Here is a 25,262-nt window from a genome sequence, read left to right on the forward strand (position 1 = left end):
TCATTAAGGGAAAAGGTATCAGGGCACGCAATGGCAAGGGGTTTAAGTACTGCAAGGAAGTGGCTGCTATGACGAATGTTGCTGACAATTTACTGCGTCGAGGCTTCGAATCTGAGACGCCAAATCAGAAGTGGGTAGCGGACATCAAGTATGTCTGGGTGAAGAGCCGTTGGCTCTTCTTGTCGACAGTGATGGACTTGCATTCAAGGCGCATCGTGGGTTGGTCGCTAGGGACAACGATGACCGTTGAGCTCATCATCAATGCGCTAAAAATGGCGTTTGAGTCACGTAAGTCACCTAAAGGTATCATCATCTATTTGGACCGTGATGGACAGCGTTAAATTTCAAATTCGTCTAGGCTGCGTCCAGTGTGAGTAGAGCCTTAATTGGGGATTATAAGCATCAATAAAACTCTAGGCTTTATGCTATAAAACATTGTGATAAATGGAAGAACGTCGTTTGTTACTTAATTGACTATAAAGCGCCACTGGTTTTTATGTGAAAGGCGTGATATCTAACTCGCTACTTAAAAAACCATAAAAAATAGTAAAAATGTATAAAGGTTGGTACTGTTTTATCTAAAGGAAAAATAACAAGTTTGGATAGTATGAAAAACGTAATTCAATACGGGGTAAGTCCAATCTGTTTATTAGCCCAGAATGCAATGTGATAAGTTTAAAATTAACGTGGATTAAAAATAAATGAAGTTTAAATCAATATTGGTTATGACGATACTATCTACATCTGTTTTTGCTAATGAAACGGATTTTTTAATGAGTAACGCCGAGGTTCGTGAAGAAATAAGAGAACTAAAAAGAGAAATTTACTATCTAAAACAAAGAGTGTCTGAGTTGGAGGGTAAATCGCGACCTTCAAGCACCAAAAAGTGGGGGTGCTATTTGGATTATGTTACAGCGGGAGGTGTTTACGGAACAGGTAATACACAGGCAGAGGCTAAAGGGAAAGTTTTAGAAAAATGTAATGACAAAGGCGGCGTTTGTTTTGAAATGAGCGTCGAATGTAATAAGTCATAATTTAAGTGACAGTACGCTGAACAAGAAAATATACATTGTGTGCACTCTTGATATTTTTGGAGTGCAGCTAGAAAATCTTCGTTAGTGTGCTTTTCCCTCATATGATAGTTACTGAATTTTCTTACATGATTTTAGGAGTAAAATTGAAAAAATTTGGATTGGTCGTTTATTTAGCTGGTTGTACTTATATTCTTAGTTACTTATTGCTAATGAATGATTGGCAATTGTTTTATGACAGTTTTTCTCTTATTTGTACTTTCTTACCTGCGTTGCTATCTCTTTTGATACCTGGCCGCAGTAACCTTACTCACAAGATTAGTCGATTATTGAAGGTGGTTTGGGTCAGCGCTACCCTAACGACGGTTTATGGGCTTGTTTTAGTTTTAGGGCAATATCCGTTTGAGACTGCGGTGTTCTTGGCAGGATTGGGGGTTGCTATATTGCCGTTATTTTATGCACTCTGTAGTAGTTTATTTCTGGTTCCATTCAGTGGCATAAGTGCGAATGAGAAAGCCTGCCAATAAAGCGCTTAAGAGCATGTTGTCATTCTTCCTCGGTAACCATAGTATTATGTGTTTATTACTCAGTAACGGGTAGGTTTATTGATGAAAATTAGAAGATTAGTTAGCTTTATATGTGGGCTAATTTTCAGTATGGGCGCAAATGCCAGTCCGTTAATTAATCAGAACGACGAACAGCTCTTTAAGAGCTTTGCGCTTTCGTCTTGCCTTGCTAAATATTATAAAGGTTCTGATATCGCAGATGATGCACTAGCGGCGATGCAGGGCTATAGAGAGTTCTCCGACTTGCACTTAGACGTATTCTTTGACGTAAGTACATTGCTAGAAAGTGAAGTTGAAACAAGCTACATTGCAAAAGATGGTCAGGTAATAGAACTGGCTTATTGTATAGATTTTTTGAACTCTGAAGAGCTTCATTCTTTGTACCTCGAAGCCATAAAACCAGAGTGATCCGCTACGCTTATTGTCACTAAGCGGCGCAACGAAGGGAGCACTGAAGATTGAAGTCGTATGTTTTATTGAGTTTTGTCTTCCTAATACTTTTAAGTGTCGGTTTATCGTATGAGGGAATATTGCCAGAGCCTGTCGTCGCATTAATCGGGATAGTAGTGTTTCTGTCTTTTGTATTCTCTCCGTTCTCATTTTTGCTATGGTGTAGAGAAGCTACGCGTAAAAGGTTCGAATTACAAACGTCAATTTACCTTATGTTTTCATTTATACATGTCGCTATAGCGATTGCTGCTTGTGTCATGTTGTGGCCAGCGATGATGGGTATATAGCGTGTGGTTCAATCTACTATTCTGAGCTGTATTCACTCCTAAGCCTGCTTTGACAGTAATGCTCTCGATGTTAGCAAGATGCAGGTTCAAAGAATAAAGAAGCGGAAGTCGTCTCTTCCGCTTCTTTATTGATTCGAATATTACAAGCTCGCCAGTAGGGTTCCAGCACTGCTGGCTTCAAACTGATTAGGTGGTTCTACGTTAAGCTGTGTTACTACGCCGTTATCAATAACCATCGAATACCTCTGAGAACGAATGCCGCCAAATTCGCCGGTATCCATCTCCAGCCCGAGTGCTTTGGTAAAGCTGGCGTTACCATCCGCGAGCATAGAGATTTCGGATGCATTTTGTGCTTCGCCCCATGCCTGCATAACAAATGCGTCATTAACCGCTATGCAAGCAATCATATCCACACCCTTCGCTTTAATTTGGTCAGCAAGGGTAACGAAACCAGGTAAATGTGCTTCTGAGCATGTTGGGGTAAAAGCACCCGGTACTGCAAAAAGGACCACCTTTTTGTTGGCAAACAATTCGCTGGTTGTATGATTTACCATCCCGTCTTTTGTCAGTTCGCTGAGCGTAGCAGCAGGTATAGTTTGGCCTGGTTGAATCATTTTATCTTCCTTGTTGGCTGGCGTGTTACAAGTGTAGTTTGTTTTTAGGCTTGAACCACTTTCATCAATATATCGGATGACTTTTTAGCCACTCTTGGATAAGTGCGCAATTTCATCCAGCACTTCTGGGTTGGCAATGGCGCCAATGTTTTTTACAGGTTGTCCATTAACCAATTGTTTCACTGCTAGTTCAACCAGTTTTCCCGAGCGCGTTTTAGGAATATCACTAATAGCAAAAATTTGGCGTGGTACATGGCGCGGTGAACATTTTGATTTTAGTGTTTGGCGAATTGAATCGGTGAGTTGTTGGGTTAACTCGACCTCGTGAGCGAGTTTTACTATTAACCAGATTTCTTCAGACTGCTGGTTTAACTTGCCGACGGCGATGGAGTCCTCGACCTCGGGTAACGCGTTCACTTGCTGATAGATCTCAGCGGTGCCGATTCGTACGCCGCCTGGATTCAATGTCGCATCGCTACGGCCATAAAAAATAAAGCCGCCATGTTCGGTTTGCATCACATCGTCGCCGTGGTGCCAGATATCAGTAAACTTGCTCCAATAAGCGTTGTGATAGCGTTCGCCGTTGTCGTGCCAAAACCCAATAGGGAAGTTAGGTAGTGAGTTATTGCAAGTCAGTTCGCCGCGTTGCTGTGTAATGGTTTTTCCCTCGTCGTCCAAAACACGCACGTCGATTCCCAGCCCTGCGCCTTGGCATTCACCTTTGTAAACTGGTGAGATAGGGTTTCCAAGTACAAAGCACCCGCAAATATCCGTGCCGCCAGCGATAGAAGCGATATGCAAGTCCTGCTTGATGTGCTGATAGACATAATTAAATTGTTCTGGGTAAAGCACCGAGCCAGTCGAACACAGGGTTGTGAGTGATTTCAGGTCATGTTCTGACTTGGGAGAGTAGCTCGCATGCTCCAGTGCCTCTAAGTATTTCGCTGACGTACCAAACAGTGACACGTTATGTTCTTCCGCTAATCGCCATAAGACGGAGTGATCAGGGTAAACCGGACTACCATCGTAAATCACTAAGGTAGCACCACTCGCAAGTGCTGAAACATGCCAGTTCCACATCATCCAGCCACATGTTGTGTAGTAGAAAACCTTGTCTTGTGGTTTGATATCGCAATGTAGTTGATGCTCTTTGAGGTTATTGAGCAGGGTGCCGCCCACGGAATGGACAATACACTTTGGTTGCCCCGTTGTGCCAGAAGAATACAAAATGAATAACGGGTCATTAAACAGTGTTGGTTGATATTGAATTGGTTGTGGAGAAAAGTGGTGAGTAATATCAGACCAATACACAAAGTCAGAAGTGCTAGCACTCTTAGCGTTTTGTATATATTCGATTTGGCATACGCTAATTGAAGGGCTTTCTGGTACGTTGCTTAACTTGCTGCTAAGAGTGGTGTTTTTGTCCGTCATATCGAAAGTTTTGCCTCCGAATTGGTAGCCGTCACAGCAAAAAAGTACTTTCGGTTTGACCTGACCAAAACGCTCTACAACGCTATCGATACCAAAATCAGGCGAAGTTGAAGTCCAAATGGCACCAAGGCTTGTAGTTGCTAACATACCTATAACGGTCTCTGGGAGATAGGGCAAGTAGCCTGCAACGACATCGCCTTTACCAACATCACAAGTGAGTAGCCATTGCTGAACGACAGACACTTGTTCCAGTAACTGTTTACCAGTGAGCTGCCTGTGTTCACCGCTTTCATTAGTAAAAACGATAAACTCACGCTCAGGTGTTTGTTCGGCCTGAGAGAGGAGATTCTCTGCGTAGTTAAGCGTGGCGTCAGCAAACCATACTGTGTCTCTATTTACATGGTTATAAGTAGAACTTGGTTGTGTCCATTTGGGACTGCCAAGGCTTTTTACTTGCGAACCCATATCGCCGATTACGTTGCAAAACTGCCATGTATGTCGCCAAAAGTCATCATTGTGATCAACGGACCACTGGTGCAAAGACGCGTAATCATTGATTGAGATATCTTCGGTTTGGTGCGCATTAACCGTCTCGATAAATTGTAGCAATTTGCTATTGCTGATGCGCTCAGCAGATGGTGACCAAATAGGTGCAGAATTTGGCATAGGTCCCTCTAATTTCAATCCGTTTGAATATGGCTAAAAACAAAATAAAAGGGCGAACATCGTAATGCTCGCCCCTCATTTCGATTGCTTAAAGTTGCTCGGTAAGCTGAGGTAATACCTCAAACAAGTCACCAACCAATCCATAGTCGGCAACTTCGAAGATAGGAGATTCAGGATCCTTGTTGATCGCGACAATCACTTTGGACTCTTTCATTCCTGCAAGGTGTTGGATGGCTCCGGAGATCCCGACCGCAATATAAAGCTTAGGCGCAACGATTTTACCGGTTTGACCCACTTGTAAATCGTTGGCAACAAACCCTGCATCAACCGCCGCGCGAGAAGCGCCAATGGCGGCCCCCAGTTTATCGGCGACTTGTTCGATCAACGCGAAGTTCTCTTTGCTACCAACCCCGCGTCCGCCAGATACAACCACCTCTGCCGCGCTTAATTCAGGACGCTCTGACACGGTTTTATCGACAGAAACCAATTCGACCATTGGAGTTAAGATGGTGACTTGTTGATGTTCGATATCAGCTTGGTTGTGACAAGTAACCGGCTCAAACGCAGACGCGCGCACTGTGACGACGCGAACCTTGTCGCTGGTGGTCACTTTGGCAAATGCGTTACCTGCGTAAATAGGGCGAATAAAGGTGTTTTCATCGATAACTTGGACAATATCGGATATTTGCCCAACCCCGAATTTTGCTGCAATTCGTGGCGCCAGATCTTTCCCTTTTGAAGAAGAACTTGCCCAGATAGCATCAAAACCTTCGGCAATACTCACCACAATAGGTGCGATACTCTCGGCAAATTGGTGCTTGAGTTGCTCGTCATCGATACAAATGACGTTTGATATACCATCAACGCGACAAGCTTGCAGAGCGACTTCTTCACACTGGTGGCCCACTACGATCAAAACATTGTCTTGGCTGACTTGTTTTGCTGCATTAACCACTTTGAGTGTGTCTGCATGCAATTGGTTATTGTCATGTTCTGCTATGATTAAGTTTTTCATGAAATCACCTTCGCTTCGTTACGCAGCTTATCGAGAAGCTCTGAGACAGATTCAACCTTGATGCCACCTTTTCTTTGCGCTGGTGGTGTGACTTCTTGAATGGTTTGGCTAAATACCACTTCAACACCCAGACTGTCAGGTGTGATTGTATCTAACGGCTTGCGCTTAGCTTTCATGATATTAGGCAAAGAGGCAAAACGCGGCTCATTCAGACGTAAGTCAGTGCTGATTACTGCAGGCAAATTCATCGCAACCGTCAGCAAGCCACCATCGACTTCTCTGACAACCTGCACTTTTTGATCTTCAATCTTAACGTCGGAAGCGAAAGTCGCTTGAGGCCAGTCAAGTAGGGCTGCCAACATCTGAGCCACTTGGTTGTTGTCGGTATCAATCGACTGTTTACCCGTAATCACGAGTTGTGCTTGTTCTTGCTCGACCAGAGCTTTAAGCAGCTTAGCGACGACCAATGGCTCAATTTTATCTTCGGTATCGACATGAATGGCGCGATCGGCACCTAAAGCAAGCGCGGTACGCAACTGCTCTTGACATTGGCTACCGCCAGCACTGACAACGATGACTTCATCTGCAATACCTTGCTCTTTTAGTCGTACGGCTTCTTCAACGGCTATTTCGCAAAATGGGTTAATCGTCATCTTGACGTTATTGGTTTCAACATCGCTATGGTCCGCTTTCACGCGAACTTTAATGTAGGGATCAATGACCCTTTTTATTGGCACTAGTATTTTCACGTTAGATTCCTTTTTACAGTGAAGACTATGTGTTTACTGGGAAGACGATGTGATGACGTCTTTAAAATGATGTTAATTTACCTTTACGTTTGCGTCAACTTTAAATATATTGTTGATTAACAAGTTGGCAACATGCAAAGAAAAAGGAATGCAATCATGGAAAGAGACTGCATGGAATTTGATGTTCTCATTGTAGGCGCGGGCCCCGCAGGCTTGTCTGCGGCATGCCGAATTAAACAGTTAGCCGCAGAGAAAGAACAAGATCTATCAGTTTGCGTGGTAGAAAAAGGCTCTGAAGTTGGGGCACATATTTTATCGGGTGCGGTGTTTGAAACGCGAAGTTTGGATGAACTGTTTCCAGATTGGCAGGAGAAAGGCGCGCCACTCAATACCAAAGTAAACCAAGATAAAACCTACTATCTGGGCAATGAAATCAATGGTCATGAACTGCCTTCTTGGGCAGTGCCTAGCACGTTGCACAATGATGGGAACTACATTATCAGCTTGGGCAGCCTATGCCGTTGGATGGCTGCGCAGGCCGAGGGTTTGGGCGTAGAGATCTACCCAGGTTTTACTGCCAGTCAAGCCATCATTGATGAAGACAACCGTGTTTGTGGCGTTATCACTGGCGATATGGGGTTAGACAAAAATGGCGAACAAAAAGCCAATTTCGAACCCGGTATTGAACTGCGTGCGAAGTTTACCCTGTTTGCGGAAGGCGCGCGTGGCCATATTGGTAAGCAATTGATTAATCGATTTAATCTCGCTGAAGAGAAAACGCCTCAACATTACGCTATCGGCTTTAAAGAGCTGTGGGAAATACCACCAGAGCAGCATCAACAAGGGTTAGTGGTTCACGGCTTAGGCTGGCCGTTAGTGAACGAAGCCACAGGAGGCAGCTATCTCTATCACTTGGAGGGGAACCAAGTTGCCGTCGGGTTGATTGTTGACTTGAACTATAAGAATCCGCACTTGAGTCCATTCGATGAATTTCAGCGTTTTAAACATCACCCGATGATTGAGCAATACCTCAAAAATGGTAAACGAATTAGTTATGGCGCAAGAGCGATCACCAAGGGCGGTTTCCATTCGCTTCCCACGCAACAGTTTGCTGGTGGCTTGTTGATTGGCTGTGATGCAGGAACGCTTAACGGCGCTAAAATCAAAGGCACGCACACCGCAATGAAATCTGGCATGCTTGCCGCTGAAGCAGTATGTGAAGCCCTTGATAATCAGGAGATTACCGCTGACTATCGAAAACACTTCAAACAGTCTTGGCTGTATGAAGAGCTTTATCAAGCACGTAACTTCTCAAGTGGCATTCACCGCTTTGGATCGTGGCTGGGCGGTGCTTTAGCGCTGCTGGAACATAACGTATTAAAAGGTAAAGCTAAGTGGCATATCCGCTGTGACAAGCCTGATCATCAGTCTCTGTTATTGGCGGAAAACAGCAATGAAATTGTCTATCCGAAGCCTGATGGCGTGTTAAGTTTCGATCGTCTCTCTTCTGTCTATCTATCTAATATCTATCATGAAGAGGATCAGCCATGCCATTTACGTTTGGCTAGCCAGCGCATACCTATTGAACAGAATCTTGAATTGTATGCAGAGCCAGCGCAACGGTATTGTCCGGCAGGCGTATATGAAATCGTGCAGGGAGAGCAACAGCCAGAGCTGCAAATAAATGCGGCGAACTGTATCCACTGCAAGACCTGTGACATCAAAGATCCAAGTCAGAATATTACCTGGACACCGCCGGAAGGTGGTGGTGGACCTAACTACCCGAACATGTAATTGTCAAACAGTTAATTTGTTTAACAATTTATTTACGCAAACTTTGCGTTAGCTCAAATCTTTAACGACGAACTCGATTGCAACTTAATCTTTCAAGCACTATTCTGATTACAAGTTGACGTTTACGTAAACTGAATAAAAATTGATGCGCAGGTGTAAAAGCGGTTACCAGTATCAAGTTAAGTTTGATTTCAGATAGTGCTCAATGGAATGCACTTAAAAATAATGAAAGGGAGATCAACTATGGTATCGGAAACGCCTCTGTTGCAGGTAAACGATATTTCATTGGCTTTTGGTGGGGTGAAAGCTCTGACTGACGTGAGCTTCCATGTGAACGAAAAGGAAATCTTTTCAATCATTGGTCCAAACGGTGCAGGGAAAACCTCGATGCTTAACTGCATCTCTGGTCGATACACACCAAACAAAGGCTCTGTAATCTTCGCTGGAGATGACGTAACCAAACGAACGCCTAGCCAACGAGCTGAGTTAGGGCTGGGAAGAACCTTCCAGAACTTAGCACTCTTTTCTCATATGTCGGTACTCGACAACATTATGGTTGGTCGACATCACCTACTGAAAAACAACTTCGTCACGGGGCCACTGTATTGGTTCTCTAACGCGCAGAAAGAAGAGATGGCGCACCGCAAGTACGTGGAAGACGTGATCGATTTTCTAGAAATCCAGCACATCCGCAAAGCAACCGCAGGCACGCTATCTTACGGTTTACGTAAACGTGTAGAACTTGCTCGTGCCATTGCTCTAAAACCTAAGTTGTTGCTGCTTGATGAACCGATGGCAGGCATGAACTTGGAAGAAAAGGAAGACATGGCGCGTTACATCATGGATCTGAATGAAGAGTTAGATATCACCATCATCATGATCGAGCACGATATGGGCGTGGTCATGGATATCTCTAACCGCGTATTGGTGTTGGATTTTGGTAAACACATTGCGATGGGCGAGCCAGAAGAAGTGATGGCCAACCCACATGTGAAACAAGCGTACTTAGGCGAAGAGTTACCGACATTAGAGGAGAGTGCATAATGGCACAGCAACATAATGATTGGGCAGATATAACCCGCTTAGATACTTTTCCAAAAGTGTTGCAGCACAACGCCAAGCACTGGCCCGAGCAAGTCGCAATGCGTGAAAAGGAGTTTGGTATTTGGCGAGAGTTCACTTGGCAAGATTATGAAAACCGAGTCAAGTGGATGGCTCTGGCATTGCAAGATTTAGGTGTTGGTGAGCAAGACGTTGTTGGTTTGCTGGGTGATAACCGTCCGGAATGGGTATGGGGCGAATTGGCCGCACACGCGATCAAAGGTTTCTCGCTGGGCATCTATCAAGATTCTATGCACGAAGAGGTGGCGTACCTCATCAATTATGCCAAAGCAAAAGTCGTGGTTGCGGAAGATGAGGAGCAATGCGATAAGCTACTTGAGCTCGGTGATGAGATCCCAAGCGTAGAATTCATTATCTATTGTGACCCGCGTGGAATGCGCAAGTACGACGACCCACGACTGATTGATGTTGAGCAGGTCTATAAAAAAGGTCAACAGATCGACAAAGCGGATCCGGATAAATATCTCAATATGGTTGCGGCAACCAAAGGCAGCGATCTTTCGATTCTTTGTACCACGTCGGGTACGACTTCCAAACCAAAATTGGCTCAGCTACACAGCGGCACTTTCTTAGATCACTGTGCGGCTTATCTGCGTGCCGACCCGCGCTCTCCAGGCGACAACTACGTTTCTGTTCTGCCTTTGCCTTGGATTATGGAGCAGGTGTATGTGGTTGGTCAGGCGTTGATTTCTCGTCAAATCGTTAACTTCGTGGAAGAACAAGAAACCATGATGTCTGACTTGCGCGAAATCGGTCCAAACTTCGTGCTGCTTGCGCCGCGAGTGTGGGAAAACATTGTGGCAGACGTGTCTGCGCGAATGATGGATTCCACACCGTTTAAGCAGAAGATGTACAAACTGGGCATGAGCTTAGCCAACAAAGCACTGGAGCAGGGCAAACGTTCAAAACTCGCTGAATGGATTTTGCTACGTGCTCTGCGTGACCGCTTAGGTTTCTCGAATCTAGCATCTGCGGCGACGGGTGGTGCGGCGATGGGACCGGATACTTTCCGCTATCTGCAAGCGATCGGCGTGCCACTCAAGCAGCTTTACGGTCAAACCGAAATGTGTGGTGCGTACACCGTCCACCAAGCCGATGACGTGGATTACGATTCGGTCGGTGTCGCGTTTGACAATGCCGAAGTGAAAGTCATCAACCCAGACAGCAATGGCGTGGGGGAGATCATCGCGAAAAGTACGGGCATGTTTACTGGCTACCTGAACAACCAGGAAGCGTATGACGAAGACGTACAAGACGGATGGATGCACACCGGCGATGCGGGCTACTTTAAAGACTCTGGTCACTTGGTGGTGATTGATCGTCTGAAAGATATGTCGGAAACCAGCCATGGCGACCGCTACTCTCCGCAGTTCATTGAAAACAAACTCAAGTTCTCGCCGTTTATTGCAGAAGCCGTAGTGGTGGGCAAAGGTCGACCTTGGCTGTCTGCCATCATCTGTATTCGCTACGCGATCGTCGCGAAGTGGGCAGAGCAGCGCGGTTTGGCATTTACTAACTACACCAACTTATCCGCTCAACCAGAAGTGTATCAAGCCATTCGTGAAGAAGTTCTGAAAGTGAATGAATCCCTACCGGATGCACAGAAGATCAGCAAATTCATTCTACTTTACAAAGAGCTGGATGCCGACGATGGCGAGCTAACTCGTACGCGTAAAGTGCGTCGTGGTGTGGTTGCGGAGAAATACGGAGACATCATCGAAACCATCTACAGCGACGATCCAAAAGTCGATGTGGATACGGTAATCACTTATCAGGATGGCACCAAAACACGCATTCAAACGTCGCTAGTGATTGAAACGCTTATTGAACATGAGCCAACACTGGTGGATAGCGAACAACGGAGGATCGCATAGTGAATACGGATTTATTACTGCAACTCGTCATTAATGGCGTGATCGTTGGCATGTTGTATGGCGTGGTCGCCATGTGCTTTGTACTGATATACAAATCGACTCAGGTGGTCAACTTCGCTCAGGGTGAGTTCTTGCTGATTGGCGCATGGGTATGCTGGGCGGCGCTTGTTCATCTGCAACTGCCATTTTTTATCGGCTTTTTACTCACGCTCGCGTTCATGATGGTGTTCGGTATTGCCGTGCAAACCATTGTGCTCAGGCCGTTAATTGGTGAGCCGATCATCTCGGTGATTATGGTGACCATCGGTCTATCCATGTTCTTCCAAGCGCTGATGAAGTGGATATTTGGTGTCTCGGCTGTGTCTTATCCGCAAGTGTTCGAAACAAACGTGGTGAATATCGGTGGTTTGAATGTTGAGTTTGCTTACATTCTGAGTTTGATCTTCTCAATGTTCATCATGGGCGCGTTCTACTGGTTCTTCAAATTCAGCAAAATGGGCTTGGCGATGCGCGCAACGGCGTTTAACCAGCAAGTCGCGCAGAGTCTTGGCATTTCCATCAAGAAAGTGTTCGCCATCAGTTGGGCTATTTCGGCAATGGTATCCGCGACAGCAGGGATTGTTATCGGGATCGTAAACGGCGTATCAGATGCGCTATCCATCATCGGTATCAAAGTCTTCCCAGCTGTTATTTTGGGTGGTTTGGATTCGGTGGTCGGCGCGATTGTCGGTGGCATCACCATCGGAGTGCTAGAGAACTTAGCTGAGTTCTTTGATAGTCAATACCTGCAAGTGGGTAACCTTTATAACATCGCACCGTTCTATGTGCTGTTAATCATTCTTGCCTTCAAGCCATATGGCCTGTTTGGTACCAAAGATATCGAGCGTATTTAAGGAGAAATAACATGGCTCAACTTAGCATGCGCCCATGTGGGGATTTTCGAACCACATACAAAAGTGATACGCCAATTTTTGAAACCAAAACCATTAGAAGCCTAGCGATTGCGGGTGTGATCGCCATGTTGGCTGCGCCTTTGGTATTGGATATCTATTTTCTTAACCTGTTTATTCAGATTGCGTATCTCGGTATCGCGGCGCTGGGTTTAAACATCCTAGTTGGCTTTACCGGACAAATTTCCCTAGGTCATGGCGCGTTTTTTGGCTTTGGTGCCTTTGCATCGGCTTGGCTGAATAACCAGTACAACATTCCAGTCGTGTTTGCGATTCCGCTTGCGGGTTACTTAACCATGATTGTCGGGATGCTGTTTGGTTTGCCAGCTGCGCGAATTAAAGGTTTATACCTCGCGATTGCGACTTTGGCTGCGCAGTTTATTTTAGAGGACTTCTTTGCTCGTGCAGACTGGTTCAGTGGCGGCTCATATGGTGCTGGTGCAAACCCTATCAATCTGTTTGGCTTTGAGTTTACGACCGATGAAAGCTTCTTCTACATTGCTCTGTTTGCGTTGATCTTTATGTACATGTGGGCATCGAACTTGATCCGTTCTCGTGATGGTCGCGCGTTTGTCTCGGTGCGAGATCACTACCTGTCGGCAGAAATCATGGGTATCAACCTAACCAAGTATCGTTTGCTCTCATTTGGTGTGTGTGCGTTCTACGCAGGCATCGGGGGTGCACTATACGGACATTACTTAGGATTCGTTTCAGCAGAAGGCTTCACCATCATGATGTCAATCCAGTTCCTGGCAATGATCATCATTGGCGGTTTGGGCTCAGTCAAAGGTACGCTGATGGGTACGATATTTATCGTATTGCTGCCTGAGGTTTTAGAGTTTGGCGTAACAGGACTTTCAGCGTTTGGTGATAACACCGCATTTACCGACGGCCTCGCTTACTTCAAAGAAATGGCGATCGGCTTGGTCATCATGCTGTTTCTTATTTTCGAACCTCAAGGGTTGTCGCATCGCTGGCAACAGATTCGAGCATATTGGAAACACTATCCGTTTTCTTATTAACGTGTACTTAAGTGGAATATACCTCAATAACAAGGACAACGAGTTATGAACAAAGGACATTTAGCGACAACGTTGGTGCTATCTTCGGCACTGTTTACTACCGCCACTTGGGCAAAAGACTCTGTATTTGTCGGGCAATTGGTCGACTTTTCTGGACCAACAGCCTACGTGAGTAAGCCTTATGGTTCCGGCGTGCGAGACGCATTACGCTGGATTAACCAAAACGGTGGCATTAACGGTACTGAGCTCGAATTTGAAACGGTAGACATGGCGTATAAAGTGCCAGTAGCCATTTCCAACTACAAACGTTGGGTGGCGCGTAAAGACATGGTTGCGCTGCAAGGCTGGGGCACGGCAGATACAGAAGCACTCATCTCGTTTGTGACCAAAGACAAAGTGCCAGTGTTCTCTGCCTCTTATTCAGGTCACTTAACCGACCCAACCGGCAAGAACCCAAAAACTGCGAAACCAGCACCTTATAACTTCTTCTATGGCGCGTCCTATTCGGATGCGTGTCGTGCACTGGTGAAATGGGCGAAAGAAGATTGGGAATCTAAGGGTAATCAAGGTGCGCCGAAATTTACCCACATTGGTGATAACCACCCATTCCCGAATGCGCCAAAAGAAGCGTGTGCAGAATATGCTGAAGAGCTTGGTTTTGAGGTGCAAAACCCAGTCGTTGTGTCACTCAAACCGGGGGACTTCAAAGCACAATGTCTGTCACTCAAAGAGTCAGGCACCAACTACGGTTATATTGCCAATATCGGTAGCTCGGTTATCTCACTAGTGAAGTCTTGTAACACGGTTGGTACAGAGTTCCAGTACATGGCGAACATTTGGGGCGGTGACAAACCAGTACTTGAAGCGGCGGGTGACGGCCTTAAAGATTATGTTTTCCCTGGCATGACGGCGTTTTGGGGAGACGATAACGAAGGCATGAAACTGGTTCGTGAGATTTCTAAGCAGTCTGAATCAGAGCCTGGCGAGTTTAGAACTCACCACTACATTCGCGGCATTTGTTCTGCGTTCTACATGAAAGAAGCGATGGAGTGGGCGAAAGACAATGGTGGTATCACAGGTGACAACATCAAGAAAGGTATGTATGTCCATGATAACTGGGTACCAAAAGGCTTAGAGGGCGTGTGTGTTCCTGCTAACTGGCAGCCAGAAGATCACCGTGGCACAACAACTGTAAACGTATTTATGGGTAACAACAACGGCGGCGCAGTCGACATTAAGAAAGTGTCTCAGGTGACGTTGTCACGTCGCGATGATTGGTTAGGTTATTAATCTACGACTTATTAATAACAAAGCTTACTAAAAATAAGGAAGGGTGAGAGGACACTCTCACCCTAGCAAGGAGTGGCTTGATGACTGAATTAGCAACGAATATCGAACCTGAAGAAATATTACTTTCGGTGAACAATATTGAAGTGGTGTACGACGAAGTAATTCTGGTGTTGCGCGGCGTGAGTTTAGAGGTACCAAAAGGGCAGATTGTGACCTTACTTGGGGCAAATGGCGCGGGTAAATCAACAACGTTAAAAGCAATTTCCGGCCTATTGAAGACTGAAGATGGCGAAGTGACCCGTGGCGAAATCAACTTCATGGGCGAGCGTATTGATAACAAAAGCCCGGAAGAGATTGTCCGTTCGGGCATCTTCCAAGTGATGGAAGGGCGCCGAATCGTTGAAGATATGACGGTGATAGAGAACCTGCGCTTGGGTGCTTACACGCGTACGGACAACGAAGTCGAGCAAGATATCGAAATGGTGTTTGATTATTTCCCTCGCCTTAAAGAGCGCACTGGTCTGGCGGGTTATTTGTCAGGTGGTGAGCAGCAAATGCTGGCGATTGGTCGAGCGTTAATGGCTCGTCCAAAAATGATCTTGTTGGATGAACCATCGATGGGGCTTTCACCACTGCTGGTGAAAGAGGTGTTCAGCATTATTAACAAGATCAATAAAGATCAAGGCATTACCATGCTGTTGGTTGAGCAGAATGCCAACTTTGCCCTTCAAGCGGCCGATTACGGTTACATCATGGAATCAGGCAAAATCGTACTGGATGGCAGCAAGCACGAACTGCTAAACAATGAAGATGTGAAAGAGTTCTACCTTGGCGGCGGCGATGAAGATCGCAAGAGCTTCAAGAATCTGAAATCTTACAAACGTCGTAAGCGTTGGTTATAAGGAGCAAAGATGAACGAACTATTTGATGCGAAAGAATCGTTGTCTCCGCAGGCACGAGAAGAATCGCTGTTTCAACGTTTGCCAACGTTGATTGAAAATGCAAAAGCCAACAGCGAACATTATGCGGCGCATTTTGCTGAGTTAGATCCTACATTGGCGAATAATCGTGAAGGGCTTACCCAGTTTCCAATTACGCGCAAATTCAATATGCCAAACCAGCAGCAACTTAAACCGCCGTTTGGTGGTTTAAATAGTGTTGCGATTGGTCAGATGGCGCGTGTATTCCAATCACCGGGGCCGTTGTATGAGGCACAAACGGATGAGATGGATTTCTGGCGTATGGGGCGCGCGTTTCACGCGGCTGGATTTAGTGCGGGCGATTTAGTGCATAACACGCTCTCTTATCATTTCTCGCCTGGTGGATTTATTATGGATGGTGGCGCAAGAGCTTGTGGCTGCGCGGTATTTCCGGCGGGTGTCGGGAATACCGAAGCACAAATTGAAGCGATTAAACAGCTGCAGCCAACGGGTTATACGGGCACGCCTTCTTACTTGCTGACGTTGCTACAAAAGTACCAAGAACAATACGATGAGTCGCCGAGTTTTACCAAAGCGCTGGTCTCTGGTGAAGCGGTCACCGCAGACATGCAACAGATGTTTGAGGACAAAGGCATTGCAGTCTCTCAAGCCTACGCAAGTGCTGAGCTTGGTTTGATTGCTTATCAAGTCACAGGCGAGCAAGGCTTGGTGATTGCCGAAGATATTATCGTTGAAATCGTTAATCCTGATGGCATTCCTGTACAACCGGGAGAAGTCGGTGAAGTAGTCGTGACATCGCTCGATGAGAAGTTTCCGCTGATTCGCTACGCAACGGGAGATTTATCGGCATACCTAGAAACGGGCTCGGATTCGCCACGCACGAATGCACGAATTAAAGGCTGGATGGGGCGTGCGGACTCAGCGGTGAAAGTGAAAGGCCTGTTTGTTTATCCGCATCAGATCCAAGAAGTCTGTCGTCGCCACGATATTAAAGGCTCCTTAAAAATTGAGCGCGATGGCTTCAACGATACTATTACGTTCTGCTGTCATGATGCTCACGTATCGGCAGAGGATATTCAAGCGACACTTCAGTCTGTCACCAAACTGAAAGGCAATGTCCAGTTCGTGCCCAATCAGACCGAACAGCCGTTAATCAATGACTTGCGCAGTTAATCCGTCATTGTAAACCGCAGCTATAAAAAGCTAACAACGTAAAAGTCAAAGGCTAGGAGAGGGGATACCACATTGTGCTGCGTATCCCTTTCTTTTTGTGCCAGTACGATCAGGGAGCGATAAATGAAACAGGCACCAACCATCAATCAACAATTCTGGGATGATTTGTTTATCCAAGGCACCATGCCGTGGGATGCGAGCACCACGCCTCAAGAGCTCAAAACGTATCTTGAAAACGCGCTTAGTAACGGCCAGGCTGTATTTATCCCTGGCTGTGGCGCTGCTTATGAACTTAGCTCTTTTATTCAATATGGGCATGACGTGATCGCGATGGATTACAGTGAACAAGCGGTGAAAATGGCGCAATCGACATTAGGTAAGCACAAAGATAAAGTCGTGCTGGGGGATGTATTTAACGCCGTCTTTACGCACTCATTTGATGTGATTTACGAGCGTGCCTTTCTCGCTGCCCTGCCGAGAGACCAGTGGCCAGCATACTTTGCGATGGTGGATAAATTACTGCTAAGCGGCGGTTTTTTAATTGGTTATTTCGTTATTGATGATGACTACTGTTCTCGTTTCCCACCATTTTGTTTGCGAAGTGGGGAGTTGGCGCAACATTTTGAACCAACGTTTACACTTATTGAATCTTCACCAGTTACAAATAGTGTGGATGTATTTAAAGGGAAGGAGTATTGGATGGTGTGGCAGAAGTGTTAGTCGCTTTTAATCTTTTTTAAGAAGTATTCACGGAAACTTTCTGGCTCTTTTTTAATCGCTGAAAAGTAAGTCACAAATGTATGATATTTGGTCGATGCCATGAGCCAGAGGGCGATAATAGGAAAAAGTACAAAACTAACAAAAAAAAGTTTATGTTCATCTTCAAGAAGGAATAGGCCAAGAGCGTAAACAAGGAACTGAAAGTAAATATTGATTAAGTTGATTTCTGCCGCTTTAGGTTTGCCTCTAACAATCATCATGTTTGGGATAACAAGCAGTAGAGTCATGATCCCAGCAAAAGAAAAGTTTAGAGCCAAGAAAGCATCAGTTGTTAAGTGCTCAGACGACTGGTCAATCAATATTGCCAGCAACGTTACTGCCATGCCGCCTCCCATCATAATCAAGGTAATGACTGCCACGCCAACAAGAAAAACCCAAATAGAAAGGTAATGGTTGTCAAAAAACTCTTCTGCCTTCAATCTCTTAAACCTCATCGATACGTACTGTGAAATAACAGAGGTTATTTCACTCTATTCCTGTAGAGGGGATGCTCACATAGAAAGAATACGTATGTAAAATATCAATAAGCGTTAGTTTTAAAGGCGGGAGTTACCCCCATAATAGGTCGAAAGGTATTTCAGAATGGCTTCGCGATCATCACCCGGCAGTTCATCCATCCCTTGCTCTTCAATCATCCAGTCTAAGGTTTCATCCCATCTTTGTCGGCTTAATCCTTGCTGCGTGACCATGTGTAAAGAGTGGCAGGCCGAGCATACTGCTGCGACGAGTTCCATATTCTCTCCTGGCGCTAATATCCCATCACCAGCTGATTTGACCTCCATTTCAGATGAAGCAGTATTCCAATCTGGTGGCGTAGGGTTTTTGGTCGCTAGCCATGCAATGATCGCGGCTCGAGCACCCGGGTCTTTTACGCCGGGAAAGACCATGTTTGTGCCCGGAGCAAACTCCGATGGTGACGCCAAAAAAGCATCCAGTTTTTCTGCGTCCCATTGACCTTGATGCTGTTTGATGGCTTCGCTGTAATTGAAGCCTGCAAAGCTGGCAATATTACGCTCTGCTAACCCCCAAAGAGGCGGCCCCACAACACTTACTCCATTGGGTTCAAACTGGTGACAAGCTTTACACACCATCGCTTGCTGTTCGCCTGCGGCTATTAACTCGTCATTGTTTGCTAAGGCAGAGTAACTTAACAGCACGAGAAAAGTAAACGAGAGCGGGAAACCCCGCTCATTTAAGAATGTTGCTTTCACTGTGATTCCCCCTTCATGTTTATCCCTTAACAATCAGCGCGATGCGGTGGAAGGTGTTGTTGAGGTAACCTTTCGGGTTCCATGCGATAGCAAAAGGTTGGCTCACCTCTTGGTCATCAGTCGCTTTTGCCCAAACTTCGTAGTAGCCCGCTTGGGGGAATGTCACTTTGGCGTTGAACGTCTGCCAAGCGCCGTCATTGGCTGGGGCTGCGAGTTCGGCATCCATCCATGTCGCACCAAAATCAATCGAGATTTGCACTTTTGTCACTTTACGGTCGCCCGACCAGGCGTGTCCGCGAACGGCCACTTGGTTGCCTGCCACTTCGGTATTGGTTTGTGGAGAGGTGATCAGCGATTTCACTGGCATGCGTTCGATAATATCGAAATCCTCTTTCGCAACCTTTTCTCCAGGTGCGACAGGGCGGTTAGGTACGCGATACGATGTGCCCGTCATTTTCGCGCCATCATGTACCTGATCGCGGATCTGAATACGCGTCAGCCATTTTTGCGAACAAGAACCCGGCCAGCCAGGTACCACTAAGCGCAGTGGTGCGCCATTCATTGGATGAAGCGCTTCTCCGTTTTGTGCAAATGCGATCAGGTTTTCACTCCCCATGGCTTTGGCGATGGGTACACCGCGAGAAATCGGTAGTTTGCCTTCTTTGCCTGAAAGGTGTTTGTCGGCGCCATAGTGCGCGGTATAAACGGCACTGTCTTTAACGCCTGCGGCTTTGAGCACGTCTGCAAGGCGTACCCCAGTCCAACGAGAGCAAGCCACTGCACCGTAAGTCCACTGATTACCAGATGCTTTTGGCTCGAAGAACGCGCGACCATTACCGCCGCATTCCACGACAAGTTGCTGTTCGACAACCTCGAAGTTCTTTTTCAGCTCAGCAATCGAAAGTGTCATCGGTTTATCGACTAAGCCGTCAATGGTGATTGTCCAAGTCTCAGGATTTACATCTATAGGTGGAATACCATTATTACGAATGAAGTGGCGTTTTGTTGGGGTCACATCGTCATTCAACAAATGGGGTGGGGTTTCGGCATTCATCGGCCTATCGTTCAGCACCGACAAGCCGTCTTTACCTTCAATCATCACATCATCAAGGCCTTCCGCAAAAGCGGCGGGAACAATCCCTGCAGGCATGTTCCGATGGAAGGGAATAGCGCCACCCAGCACCGCGGCCATTGTCGCTAAACCTGCACCTTTTAAAAAACCGCGCCTGTCGGGATAACTGACTCGTCCAAAGACTTTCTCATCCGCAGAGTCGGGGTTGTTTTCATAATACTTGTAGATACCTTGCGGTTTGTTTTTCTCGTTCTCACTCATGATGCGTTCCTTTGTCGGCACACGCCCAAGAACTGCTACGTCATTTCTGTTCTGTAGTTCGTATCACCGATTGCTACAAATTTACGTACCCAAAGGGTTGTACATCACTAACTTTAGACAACTATTGATAACCTTGACACTATTTATTGAGCTATAGCTTTGTGGATTTTATTTCTATCTTAAATACAAGATCTTTGAAGGGAGAGGAGTCAGCCTAACAACAAGCGTAAGGTGTTGCCGTTTAGATCCTTTCGGAAGCTGGTAACGCAGATGAACTGCGTCACCAGCTTTAAAGTGAATGCAAGGTAAACGTTAAATTAGACTGTCCAAAAAATCGTGCCACTGTTCTGCTTGGCCGTAATATTCTGTATGAGGTAGCCTCTTCAGTTGTCCTTTGTCCTCTAGGAAAAGAGTCGGGTAGCCTTGCACACCTAATCGAGCCATTAGTCGATGGCTGTCATCGATCGCGTCAATTTCTAAGGTTTGCCCTGTTTGCATTTTTTCTTGCCATAACTTTTGGTCTAGCCCTAGCTGAACAGCGATCTCTTCCAACGTTGTTAGCTTATTGACGGTTTTCCCATCCATATAATGAGCTTTCTGTATTGCTTTTAACATTGTAAATGGATTTAGCCCTAAAGCCTCTCCAACCAAAACCGCTCGAATAGGAAGATAAGAATCCAGAACAAGTTCCTCATTACCCGTTACGCGTTCTAGGTAGTGTTGACCGAACTGAACACCAGTCAGTTTACTAATTCGTTGGTCACTGTCTAAGATATGTTGGCGAAAAGCTGGCTCAATTGTTTTTGCAGGGAGCATACCGCCGGGGTGAAAGACAACCTTAAACTTATCGCTGCTTACAACGGATTCTATTAGTGGAGTAGCGCCATAGCACCACCCGCACATAGGATCATAAAAGTAGTGAATCGTTACCATTCCATCTCTCCCATATGAACTTTAGCACCAATGCTTAACGCGACTGGTAGCGCAGAACCTTCGTATTTCTCTGACATTTTTTCGATAAGTTGCTTGCTGTTTTTACTGCTACTTTTCGCTTCGCTGAAATCTTCAAGGTACTGCTGAGAATAACGAATGGTTTCAACATTTAGCGCGGTTCCCGATTTCATGTGCCCCGGAATAACCACTTCGGGCTGTAAAGCTTGCATCTCCTTCAGTTGTGCGCTCCAAGCCTTTTGACTTTGTTCGGTTTGCGAATCTGCCATCCAAAGATGCAAATCACCGTATATTGCGACGTTACCCAGGAGTGTTTTACTTGAAGGGACCCACAAATATGGGCGGTGCGCTAATAGGCCACTTGTGCCTTTGATCTCAATTGTGTGTCCTTCCAAAGTAAGGCTGGCCGCCTCAATTGCTTGAGGAATATAGGGAGTTGCGGGGGCATTTTGTCCCATTCTAGGTCCCCAGACCTTGAGCTTGGAGGGCAATTTCTTTTCTATTACTTTTTGTACCGCTTGAGTCGTAACAATGTCGGCTTCGGGAAACAGAGAGTGAAGCACTTCAGCACCAAAATAGTAATCAGGGTCAGCCTGGCTAATAAAGATGGTTTTTAGCTCTTTACCTGTGTCCAGTATTTTTGCTGCAATGCGCAGCGCATCCGCTTTGGTAAACCCAGTATCGATTAGCATCACTTCATTTTCCCCAATGATCAGGGTTGAGTTTACATAGAAGCTGTTTTGGTCTGCATTATAAGTATCAAAGGTAAGTGGGGCTTGCTCTGTGGCGAACGCACTACCTGCGACAAGGATAGATGCTGCTAATAGGCTGATTTTTTTCATGACTTTTTCCATAGATTGGTTGGCTTGTTCTGATGGACTGAATCTTAAAAGATTGACATGTTCTGAAAAGCACACAAAATCGAGTAACATTGTTTCTTAATTCGAGCAGATGGATGGATAAATTAACCGCAGCAAAAGTATTTGTTGATGTTGCTCAGTCAGGCAGTTTTACCGCGACGGCTGACAGACTAGACATGTCCCGCCCTATGGTGACTCGTTATATTGAAGCCATGGAAAAGTGGCTAAACGTGCGTTTGCTTCACCGGACGACCCGAAAGGTGTCGCTCACGACTGCCGGAGAGCGATGCTTAAAAGAAACAGAGGTTTGGCTAGAGCAAGCAGAAAATCTAGTGGCCTTGAGTGATAATAGTGAAGAGCTATCTGGAATGGTAAGAGTGGCGACAAGTACGTCATTTGGATTTGCCCAATTTGTTCCTGCGCTACTGAATTTTATGTCTATCCACCCTAAAGTGCATATCGATATCGATTTACAGGATTCGGTCGCTGACCTAACAGAAAGACAAATTGACCTTGCCATTCGCATTGCTTCTAACCCGGATCCATCTTTGATTGGTAAACCGATCGCGGTGTGCGAATCGGTATTGGTCGCGTCGCCAGAATATTTAGCGAACAGAGGGGATATTTCAGAGCCAGAGGAACTGAGCGGGCATAGCTGCTTAGGCTATAAAAACTTTCAGCAACACGTATGGCACCTCACAAAAGGGACTCAACAAAAATCAGTTAATGTTGACTGTAAATTGACCGCCAACGAGGCAACGACATTACTCCATGCTGCACTTCTGGGAGGTGGTGTTGCGATTCAACCAACCTATCTCGCGAACAAATACATCGAGAGCGGCACATTACAGCCAATTCTTTCTGACTGGAAACCCGCCAATCTCACTATTTATGCTCTTTACTCCTCCAGAAAGTATCAATCTCCTACCGTCAGGGCATTAATCGATTATTTGCAAGAATATTTTAAAGACAATTGTTGGTAAGACTTTAGAGGTTCGAGAATGATGGTACGGCGGTTTGTTTTGGGGGATGAGACGTTATTCAACAGTAGCTAAATAAGCAAATTCTGTTACTCACAATGTTCGTCCTTGAGTCAGAGCACTCACGGCTGACTCATTCCTGCCCGAAATTATTTAGAATATAAAATCCATTTGATTTTATTAGTACGTATTTGCATGAGCAAAGTTAGCCACTTCGCTTCTTCTTGAATTGCTGTTCAAAAAACTCTCACTAAATATCAGCGTACTCTAATGTCATGTTAAATATTTGTGCAATAAGTGAGATTTTTGTTGCCCTTTTACTAATGTCTAATATTCCTACCGATAGCAACACATGCTTAATAGGCTCAAATCAAAATTAGCCATACCGCTTTCTGAGTGTGGCCTCGATGTTTGATGTGGGTGTTGTCTCGTATTGGTCTTTATACCAAGCGAAACTCTAGTTGGCATAGTTCAACGTTGAAATATAACAAAGGATAGCTCAATGTCTGACTCAAGTAAGACCTTTTACAGGGATGTGCGCAAAAAACCGCATGAATTTGAAAGTCGAGAAGACTTTCTAAACCATGATTTAACCATCATGAGTTTTCGTCGCTGGGGTATTCATTTGCCATCACGTGATTACAGTATTGAAATCGAAGACTGGGTGCCTGCATTAGCCGCAACCATTGGTAAAGTGGTGATGGTCACCGCCATGGTTGCTGCCTTTGCTGCTCAGTTCGGCTTATCTCCGGAGTTCGTTGCAGAAAACGTGCGTTACGAACTGCTTATCGCGGGTGCTCTGTTCGTTATTCTGTTTTCTGCCATCCTAAACCCGAATGCAAACTTAGCCGGTACTCATGGCCCAATGATACCGCTGATTCCTATGATTGCTGCCGCAGGAGGGCATCCTCTGGCGCTAGGTTTGATGGTATGTGCTTTTGGTTTAATTCTCGCTTTGACTAAAGGTGGTTCTAAACTCATGACCCTGACTGGCATTGGGGTTAGAGGAGGGTTACTGATCTACCTAGGCGCCGTTGGGTTGCTCGGACAGATCAATAAGACTGAGGCGTGGGCTGCGAGTACAGACCAAGGTTACATCTCGTTTGTGGTTATTGGTCTAACGGTTATGGTTTATGCCTACCTAGCTAAGATCAACAAGCGTTGGTTGGCAATCCCACTGTGTTCTGCACTCGCGGGTATTGTTGCTTATTTGATGGGCGCTGAGTTTGCTTTTACCACAGAGCCGGGCCTGCCTAATTTCAGTCCATTCTATTGGTGGGGTGAAAATACTGGCTGGCAACTAGGCTGGCCAACCCTGGAGCACTTTATTGCCGTGACTCCATTTGCTCTACTGGCAGTCGCTATGTGGTCTCCTGACTACCTAGGCCATCGTGTGTTTCAAGAACTTAACTATCCAAAAGAGGCGAAAGGCGTACTAATGGATGTCGACGACACTATGGTCGGAGCGTCTGTTCGTCAGGGGGTTGGTTCACTATTGGGTGGCGGTAACCTGGCTTCTTCTTGGGGCACGTACATGATTCCTGCCGCCATTGCCAAACGTCCGATTCCAGGCGGTGCGCTGCTAACGGGTTTCATGTGTATTGCTGCGGCAGTCATTGGTTACCCTATGGATCTAGCGATGTGGGAACCTGTTCTGCGTGTTGCTTTGATTGTCGGTGTATTCTTGCCACTTCTTGAAGCGGGTATGCAGATGATCCACAAGCATAAAGATTCGCTCAGTGCCGGTATCTGTATTTTTGCCTGTGCATTCGTTAACCCGGTCTTTGGTTGGGCAATAACGATGCTGCTGGATAACCTCGGACTTATCGGCGACCATGAGCGTGCCAACGAGCTATCGCGCAAAGATAAATACCTGATTCCTGGTGCTGCATTTATCGTTTGTGCTGGTTCCCTTGCTGTCGTTGGTCAGCTTCCGGGCATTCCTGCTCTGATCGGTTAATCGAATCTCGCTCTAAAGGCATAGGTGGTCACCACCTATGCCTTTTCTCATTCCTGCTCTACTCCTTCTCCAAATTGTTAGATAGCGACAAAGTTTCGGATAACTAAAAAGCCAGTTAAAGGACTGTCGGGTAACGCGCTGTCATCCTTGAGACGTGTTTTCAGTCACTCACTAGTTAATGACAATTATTGACAAGTTACCATATGGTTGTG

At 45.8% G+C, this 25,262-nt stretch carries 24 protein-coding genes; 15 read left to right on the forward strand and 9 right to left on the reverse strand.

The genetic code is table 11. The annotated features are described in order from the left end of the window. The 4 genes from VNE01S_RS13025 to VNE01S_RS13040 all read left to right on the forward strand — a co-directional run. On the forward strand, positions 1-341 hold a 341-nt coding region (locus tag VNE01S_RS13025; RefSeq protein ID WP_217998401.1), incomplete at its 5' end, for a DDE-type integrase/transposase/recombinase. A 360-nt stretch (positions 342-701) separates the two neighbouring features. Beyond that, positions 702-1,034, forward strand: a complete 333-nt coding sequence (locus tag VNE01S_RS13030; RefSeq protein WP_053394519.1) for a hypothetical protein — start codon at positions 702-704, stop codon at positions 1,032-1,034. A gap of 143 nt (positions 1,035-1,177) precedes the next feature. Then, positions 1,178-1,558, forward strand: a complete 381-nt coding sequence (locus tag VNE01S_RS13035) for a hypothetical protein (RefSeq protein ID WP_156309792.1) — start codon at positions 1,178-1,180, stop codon at positions 1,556-1,558. A gap of 81 nt (positions 1,559-1,639) precedes the next feature. Beyond that, positions 1,640-2,005: a T6SS amidase immunity protein Tai4 family protein gene (locus tag VNE01S_RS13040; protein WP_053394521.1), complete on the forward strand. Its 366-nt coding sequence runs from the start codon at positions 1,640-1,642 to the stop codon at positions 2,003-2,005. Between the two features lie 469 nt (positions 2,006-2,474). On the opposite strand, the gene VNE01S_RS13045 is transcribed toward VNE01S_RS13040, so the two are convergent. From VNE01S_RS13045 to VNE01S_RS13060, 4 genes are all read right to left on the reverse strand, one after another. Next, positions 2,475-2,948: a peroxiredoxin gene (locus VNE01S_RS13045; RefSeq protein ID WP_053394522.1), complete on the reverse strand. Its 474-nt coding sequence runs from the start codon at positions 2,946-2,948 to the stop codon at positions 2,475-2,477. A gap of 84 nt (positions 2,949-3,032) precedes the next feature. Further along, a complete protein-coding gene (locus tag VNE01S_RS13050) occupies positions 3,033-5,045 on the reverse strand; it encodes an acetoacetate--CoA ligase (protein ID WP_053394523.1) in 2,013 nt (670 codons plus the stop codon). 88 nt (positions 5,046-5,133) lie between these two features. Further along, positions 5,134-6,060, reverse strand: a complete 927-nt coding sequence (locus VNE01S_RS13055) for an electron transfer flavoprotein subunit alpha/FixB family protein (protein ID WP_053394524.1) — start codon at positions 6,058-6,060, stop codon at positions 5,134-5,136. Further along, positions 6,057-6,809 carry an electron transfer flavoprotein subunit beta/FixA family protein gene (locus VNE01S_RS13060; protein WP_053394525.1) on the reverse strand — a complete coding sequence of 251 codons (753 nt, stop codon included), beginning with the start codon at positions 6,807-6,809 and terminating at the stop codon, positions 6,057-6,059. Before VNE01S_RS13060 ends, VNE01S_RS13055 begins: the two co-directional genes overlap by 4 nt. Positions 6,810-6,965: 156 nt before the next feature. Here VNE01S_RS13060 and VNE01S_RS13065 point away from each other — a divergent pair, with 156 nt between their 5' ends. The 9 genes from VNE01S_RS13065 to VNE01S_RS13105 all read left to right on the forward strand — a co-directional run bounded on the left by VNE01S_RS13065 (position 6,966) and on the right by VNE01S_RS13105 (position 17,695). Then, positions 6,966-8,603, forward strand: a complete 1,638-nt coding sequence (locus tag VNE01S_RS13065; protein ID WP_053394526.1) for an electron transfer flavoprotein-ubiquinone oxidoreductase — start codon at positions 6,966-6,968, stop codon at positions 8,601-8,603. 243 nt (positions 8,604-8,846) lie between these two features. After that, a complete protein-coding gene (locus VNE01S_RS13070; RefSeq protein WP_046875934.1) occupies positions 8,847-9,647 on the forward strand; it encodes an ABC transporter ATP-binding protein in 801 nt (266 codons plus the stop codon). Then, positions 9,647-11,599 (forward strand): long-chain fatty acid--CoA ligase, encoded by a 1,953-nt coding sequence (locus VNE01S_RS13075; protein WP_053394527.1) that lies wholly within the window; start codon positions 9,647-9,649, stop codon positions 11,597-11,599. The genes VNE01S_RS13070 and VNE01S_RS13075 overlap by 1 nt, the downstream gene beginning before the upstream one ends. Then, positions 11,599-12,492 (forward strand): branched-chain amino acid ABC transporter permease, encoded by an 894-nt coding sequence (locus tag VNE01S_RS13080; protein ID WP_006741061.1) that lies wholly within the window; start codon positions 11,599-11,601, stop codon positions 12,490-12,492. Before VNE01S_RS13075 ends, VNE01S_RS13080 begins: the two co-directional genes overlap by 1 nt. A gap of 11 nt (positions 12,493-12,503) precedes the next feature. Then, positions 12,504-13,571, forward strand: a complete 1,068-nt coding sequence (locus tag VNE01S_RS13085; protein ID WP_053394528.1) for a branched-chain amino acid ABC transporter permease — start codon at positions 12,504-12,506, stop codon at positions 13,569-13,571. A 45-nt stretch (positions 13,572-13,616) separates the two neighbouring features. Next, positions 13,617-14,861, forward strand: coding sequence for an ABC transporter substrate-binding protein (locus tag VNE01S_RS13090; protein ID WP_053394529.1), 1,245 nt, complete (start codon positions 13,617-13,619; stop codon positions 14,859-14,861). A gap of 80 nt (positions 14,862-14,941) precedes the next feature. After that, positions 14,942-15,763: an ABC transporter ATP-binding protein gene (locus VNE01S_RS13095; protein ID WP_053394530.1), complete on the forward strand. Its 822-nt coding sequence runs from the start codon at positions 14,942-14,944 to the stop codon at positions 15,761-15,763. Positions 15,764-15,772: 9 nt separating this feature from the next. Next, on the forward strand, positions 15,773-16,975 hold the full coding sequence (locus VNE01S_RS13100; RefSeq protein WP_053394531.1) for a phenylacetate--CoA ligase family protein: 1,203 nt from the start codon (positions 15,773-15,775) through the stop codon (positions 16,973-16,975). 123 nt (positions 16,976-17,098) lie between these two features. Continuing rightward, positions 17,099-17,695, forward strand: a complete 597-nt coding sequence (locus tag VNE01S_RS13105) for a methyltransferase domain-containing protein (RefSeq protein ID WP_053394532.1) — start codon at positions 17,099-17,101, stop codon at positions 17,693-17,695. On the opposite strand, the gene VNE01S_RS13110 is transcribed toward VNE01S_RS13105, so the two are convergent. From VNE01S_RS13110 to VNE01S_RS13130, 5 genes are all read right to left on the reverse strand, one after another. Then, complete coding sequence (locus tag VNE01S_RS13110; protein ID WP_061781647.1) at positions 17,692-18,174, reverse strand: hypothetical protein; 483 nt, start codon at positions 18,172-18,174, stop codon at positions 17,692-17,694. The two genes, VNE01S_RS13105 and VNE01S_RS13110, sit on opposite strands and share 4 nt — an antisense overlap. Positions 18,175-18,291: 117 nt before the next feature. After that, positions 18,292-18,966 carry a c-type cytochrome gene (locus VNE01S_RS13115; protein ID WP_082331644.1) on the reverse strand — a complete coding sequence of 225 codons (675 nt, stop codon included), beginning with the start codon at positions 18,964-18,966 and terminating at the stop codon, positions 18,292-18,294. A 19-nt stretch (positions 18,967-18,985) separates the two neighbouring features. After that, entirely contained in the window at positions 18,986-20,299 is a 1,314-nt protein-coding gene (locus VNE01S_RS13120; RefSeq protein WP_053394534.1) for a molybdopterin-dependent oxidoreductase, read from the reverse strand. 312 nt (positions 20,300-20,611) lie between these two features. After that, positions 20,612-21,232, reverse strand: coding sequence for a DsbA family protein (locus tag VNE01S_RS13125; protein WP_053394535.1), 621 nt, complete (start codon positions 21,230-21,232; stop codon positions 20,612-20,614). After that, a complete protein-coding gene (locus VNE01S_RS13130) occupies positions 21,226-22,092 on the reverse strand; it encodes an MBL fold metallo-hydrolase (RefSeq protein ID WP_053394536.1) in 867 nt (288 codons plus the stop codon). The genes VNE01S_RS13125 and VNE01S_RS13130 overlap by 7 nt, the downstream gene beginning before the upstream one ends. Positions 22,093-22,205: 113 nt before the next feature. Here VNE01S_RS13130 and VNE01S_RS13135 point away from each other — a divergent pair, with 113 nt between their 5' ends. Then, positions 22,206-23,093, forward strand: a complete 888-nt coding sequence (locus VNE01S_RS13135; protein WP_053394537.1) for a LysR family transcriptional regulator — start codon at positions 22,206-22,208, stop codon at positions 23,091-23,093. Between the two features lie 499 nt (positions 23,094-23,592). After that, complete coding sequence (locus tag VNE01S_RS13140) at positions 23,593-25,050, forward strand: DUF3360 domain-containing protein (RefSeq protein ID WP_053394538.1); 1,458 nt, start codon at positions 23,593-23,595, stop codon at positions 25,048-25,050. Positions 25,051-25,262: the final 212 nt, after the last annotated feature.

Origin of the sequence: Vibrio nereis NBRC 15637, from assembly GCF_001591105.1 — a bacterium.
In the GTDB taxonomy this organism is placed as follows: domain Bacteria; phylum Pseudomonadota; class Gammaproteobacteria; order Enterobacterales; family Vibrionaceae; genus Vibrio; species Vibrio nereis.

Excerpts from the sequence above, each read along its gene's own strand:
- VNE01S_RS13030 (WP_053394519.1), top strand. The coding sequence starts at position 702 with ATGAAGTTTAAATCAATATTGGTTATGACGATACTATCTACATCTGTT.
- VNE01S_RS13040 (WP_053394521.1), top strand. The coding sequence starts at position 1,640 with ATGAAAATTAGAAGATTAGTTAGCTTTATATGTGGGCTAATTTTCAGT.
- VNE01S_RS13045 (WP_053394522.1), bottom strand. The coding sequence starts at position 2,948 with ATGATTCAACCAGGCCAAACTATACCTGCTGCTACGCTCAGCGAACTG.
- VNE01S_RS13050 (WP_053394523.1), bottom strand. The coding sequence starts at position 5,045 with ATGCCAAATTCTGCACCTATTTGGTCACCATCTGCTGAGCGCATCAGC.
- VNE01S_RS13055 (WP_053394524.1), bottom strand. The coding sequence starts at position 6,060 with ATGAAAAACTTAATCATAGCAGAACATGACAATAACCAATTGCATGCA.
- VNE01S_RS13065 (WP_053394526.1), top strand. The coding sequence starts at position 6,966 with ATGGAAAGAGACTGCATGGAATTTGATGTTCTCATTGTAGGCGCGGGC.
- VNE01S_RS13070 (WP_046875934.1), top strand. The coding sequence starts at position 8,847 with ATGGTATCGGAAACGCCTCTGTTGCAGGTAAACGATATTTCATTGGCT.
- VNE01S_RS13075 (WP_053394527.1), top strand. The coding sequence starts at position 9,647 with ATGGCACAGCAACATAATGATTGGGCAGATATAACCCGCTTAGATACT.
- VNE01S_RS13085 (WP_053394528.1), top strand. The coding sequence starts at position 12,504 with ATGGCTCAACTTAGCATGCGCCCATGTGGGGATTTTCGAACCACATAC.
- VNE01S_RS13090 (WP_053394529.1), top strand. The coding sequence starts at position 13,617 with ATGAACAAAGGACATTTAGCGACAACGTTGGTGCTATCTTCGGCACTG.
- VNE01S_RS13095 (WP_053394530.1), top strand. The coding sequence starts at position 14,942 with ATGACTGAATTAGCAACGAATATCGAACCTGAAGAAATATTACTTTCG.
- VNE01S_RS13100 (WP_053394531.1), top strand. The coding sequence starts at position 15,773 with ATGAACGAACTATTTGATGCGAAAGAATCGTTGTCTCCGCAGGCACGA.
- VNE01S_RS13105 (WP_053394532.1), top strand. The coding sequence starts at position 17,099 with ATGAAACAGGCACCAACCATCAATCAACAATTCTGGGATGATTTGTTT.
- VNE01S_RS13120 (WP_053394534.1), bottom strand. The coding sequence starts at position 20,299 with ATGAGTGAGAACGAGAAAAACAAACCGCAAGGTATCTACAAGTATTAT.
- VNE01S_RS13125 (WP_053394535.1), bottom strand. The coding sequence starts at position 21,232 with ATGGTAACGATTCACTACTTTTATGATCCTATGTGCGGGTGGTGCTAT.
- VNE01S_RS13130 (WP_053394536.1), bottom strand. The coding sequence starts at position 22,092 with ATGAAAAAAATCAGCCTATTAGCAGCATCTATCCTTGTCGCAGGTAGT.
- VNE01S_RS13135 (WP_053394537.1), top strand. The coding sequence starts at position 22,206 with ATGGATAAATTAACCGCAGCAAAAGTATTTGTTGATGTTGCTCAGTCA.
- VNE01S_RS13140 (WP_053394538.1), top strand. The coding sequence starts at position 23,593 with ATGTCTGACTCAAGTAAGACCTTTTACAGGGATGTGCGCAAAAAACCG.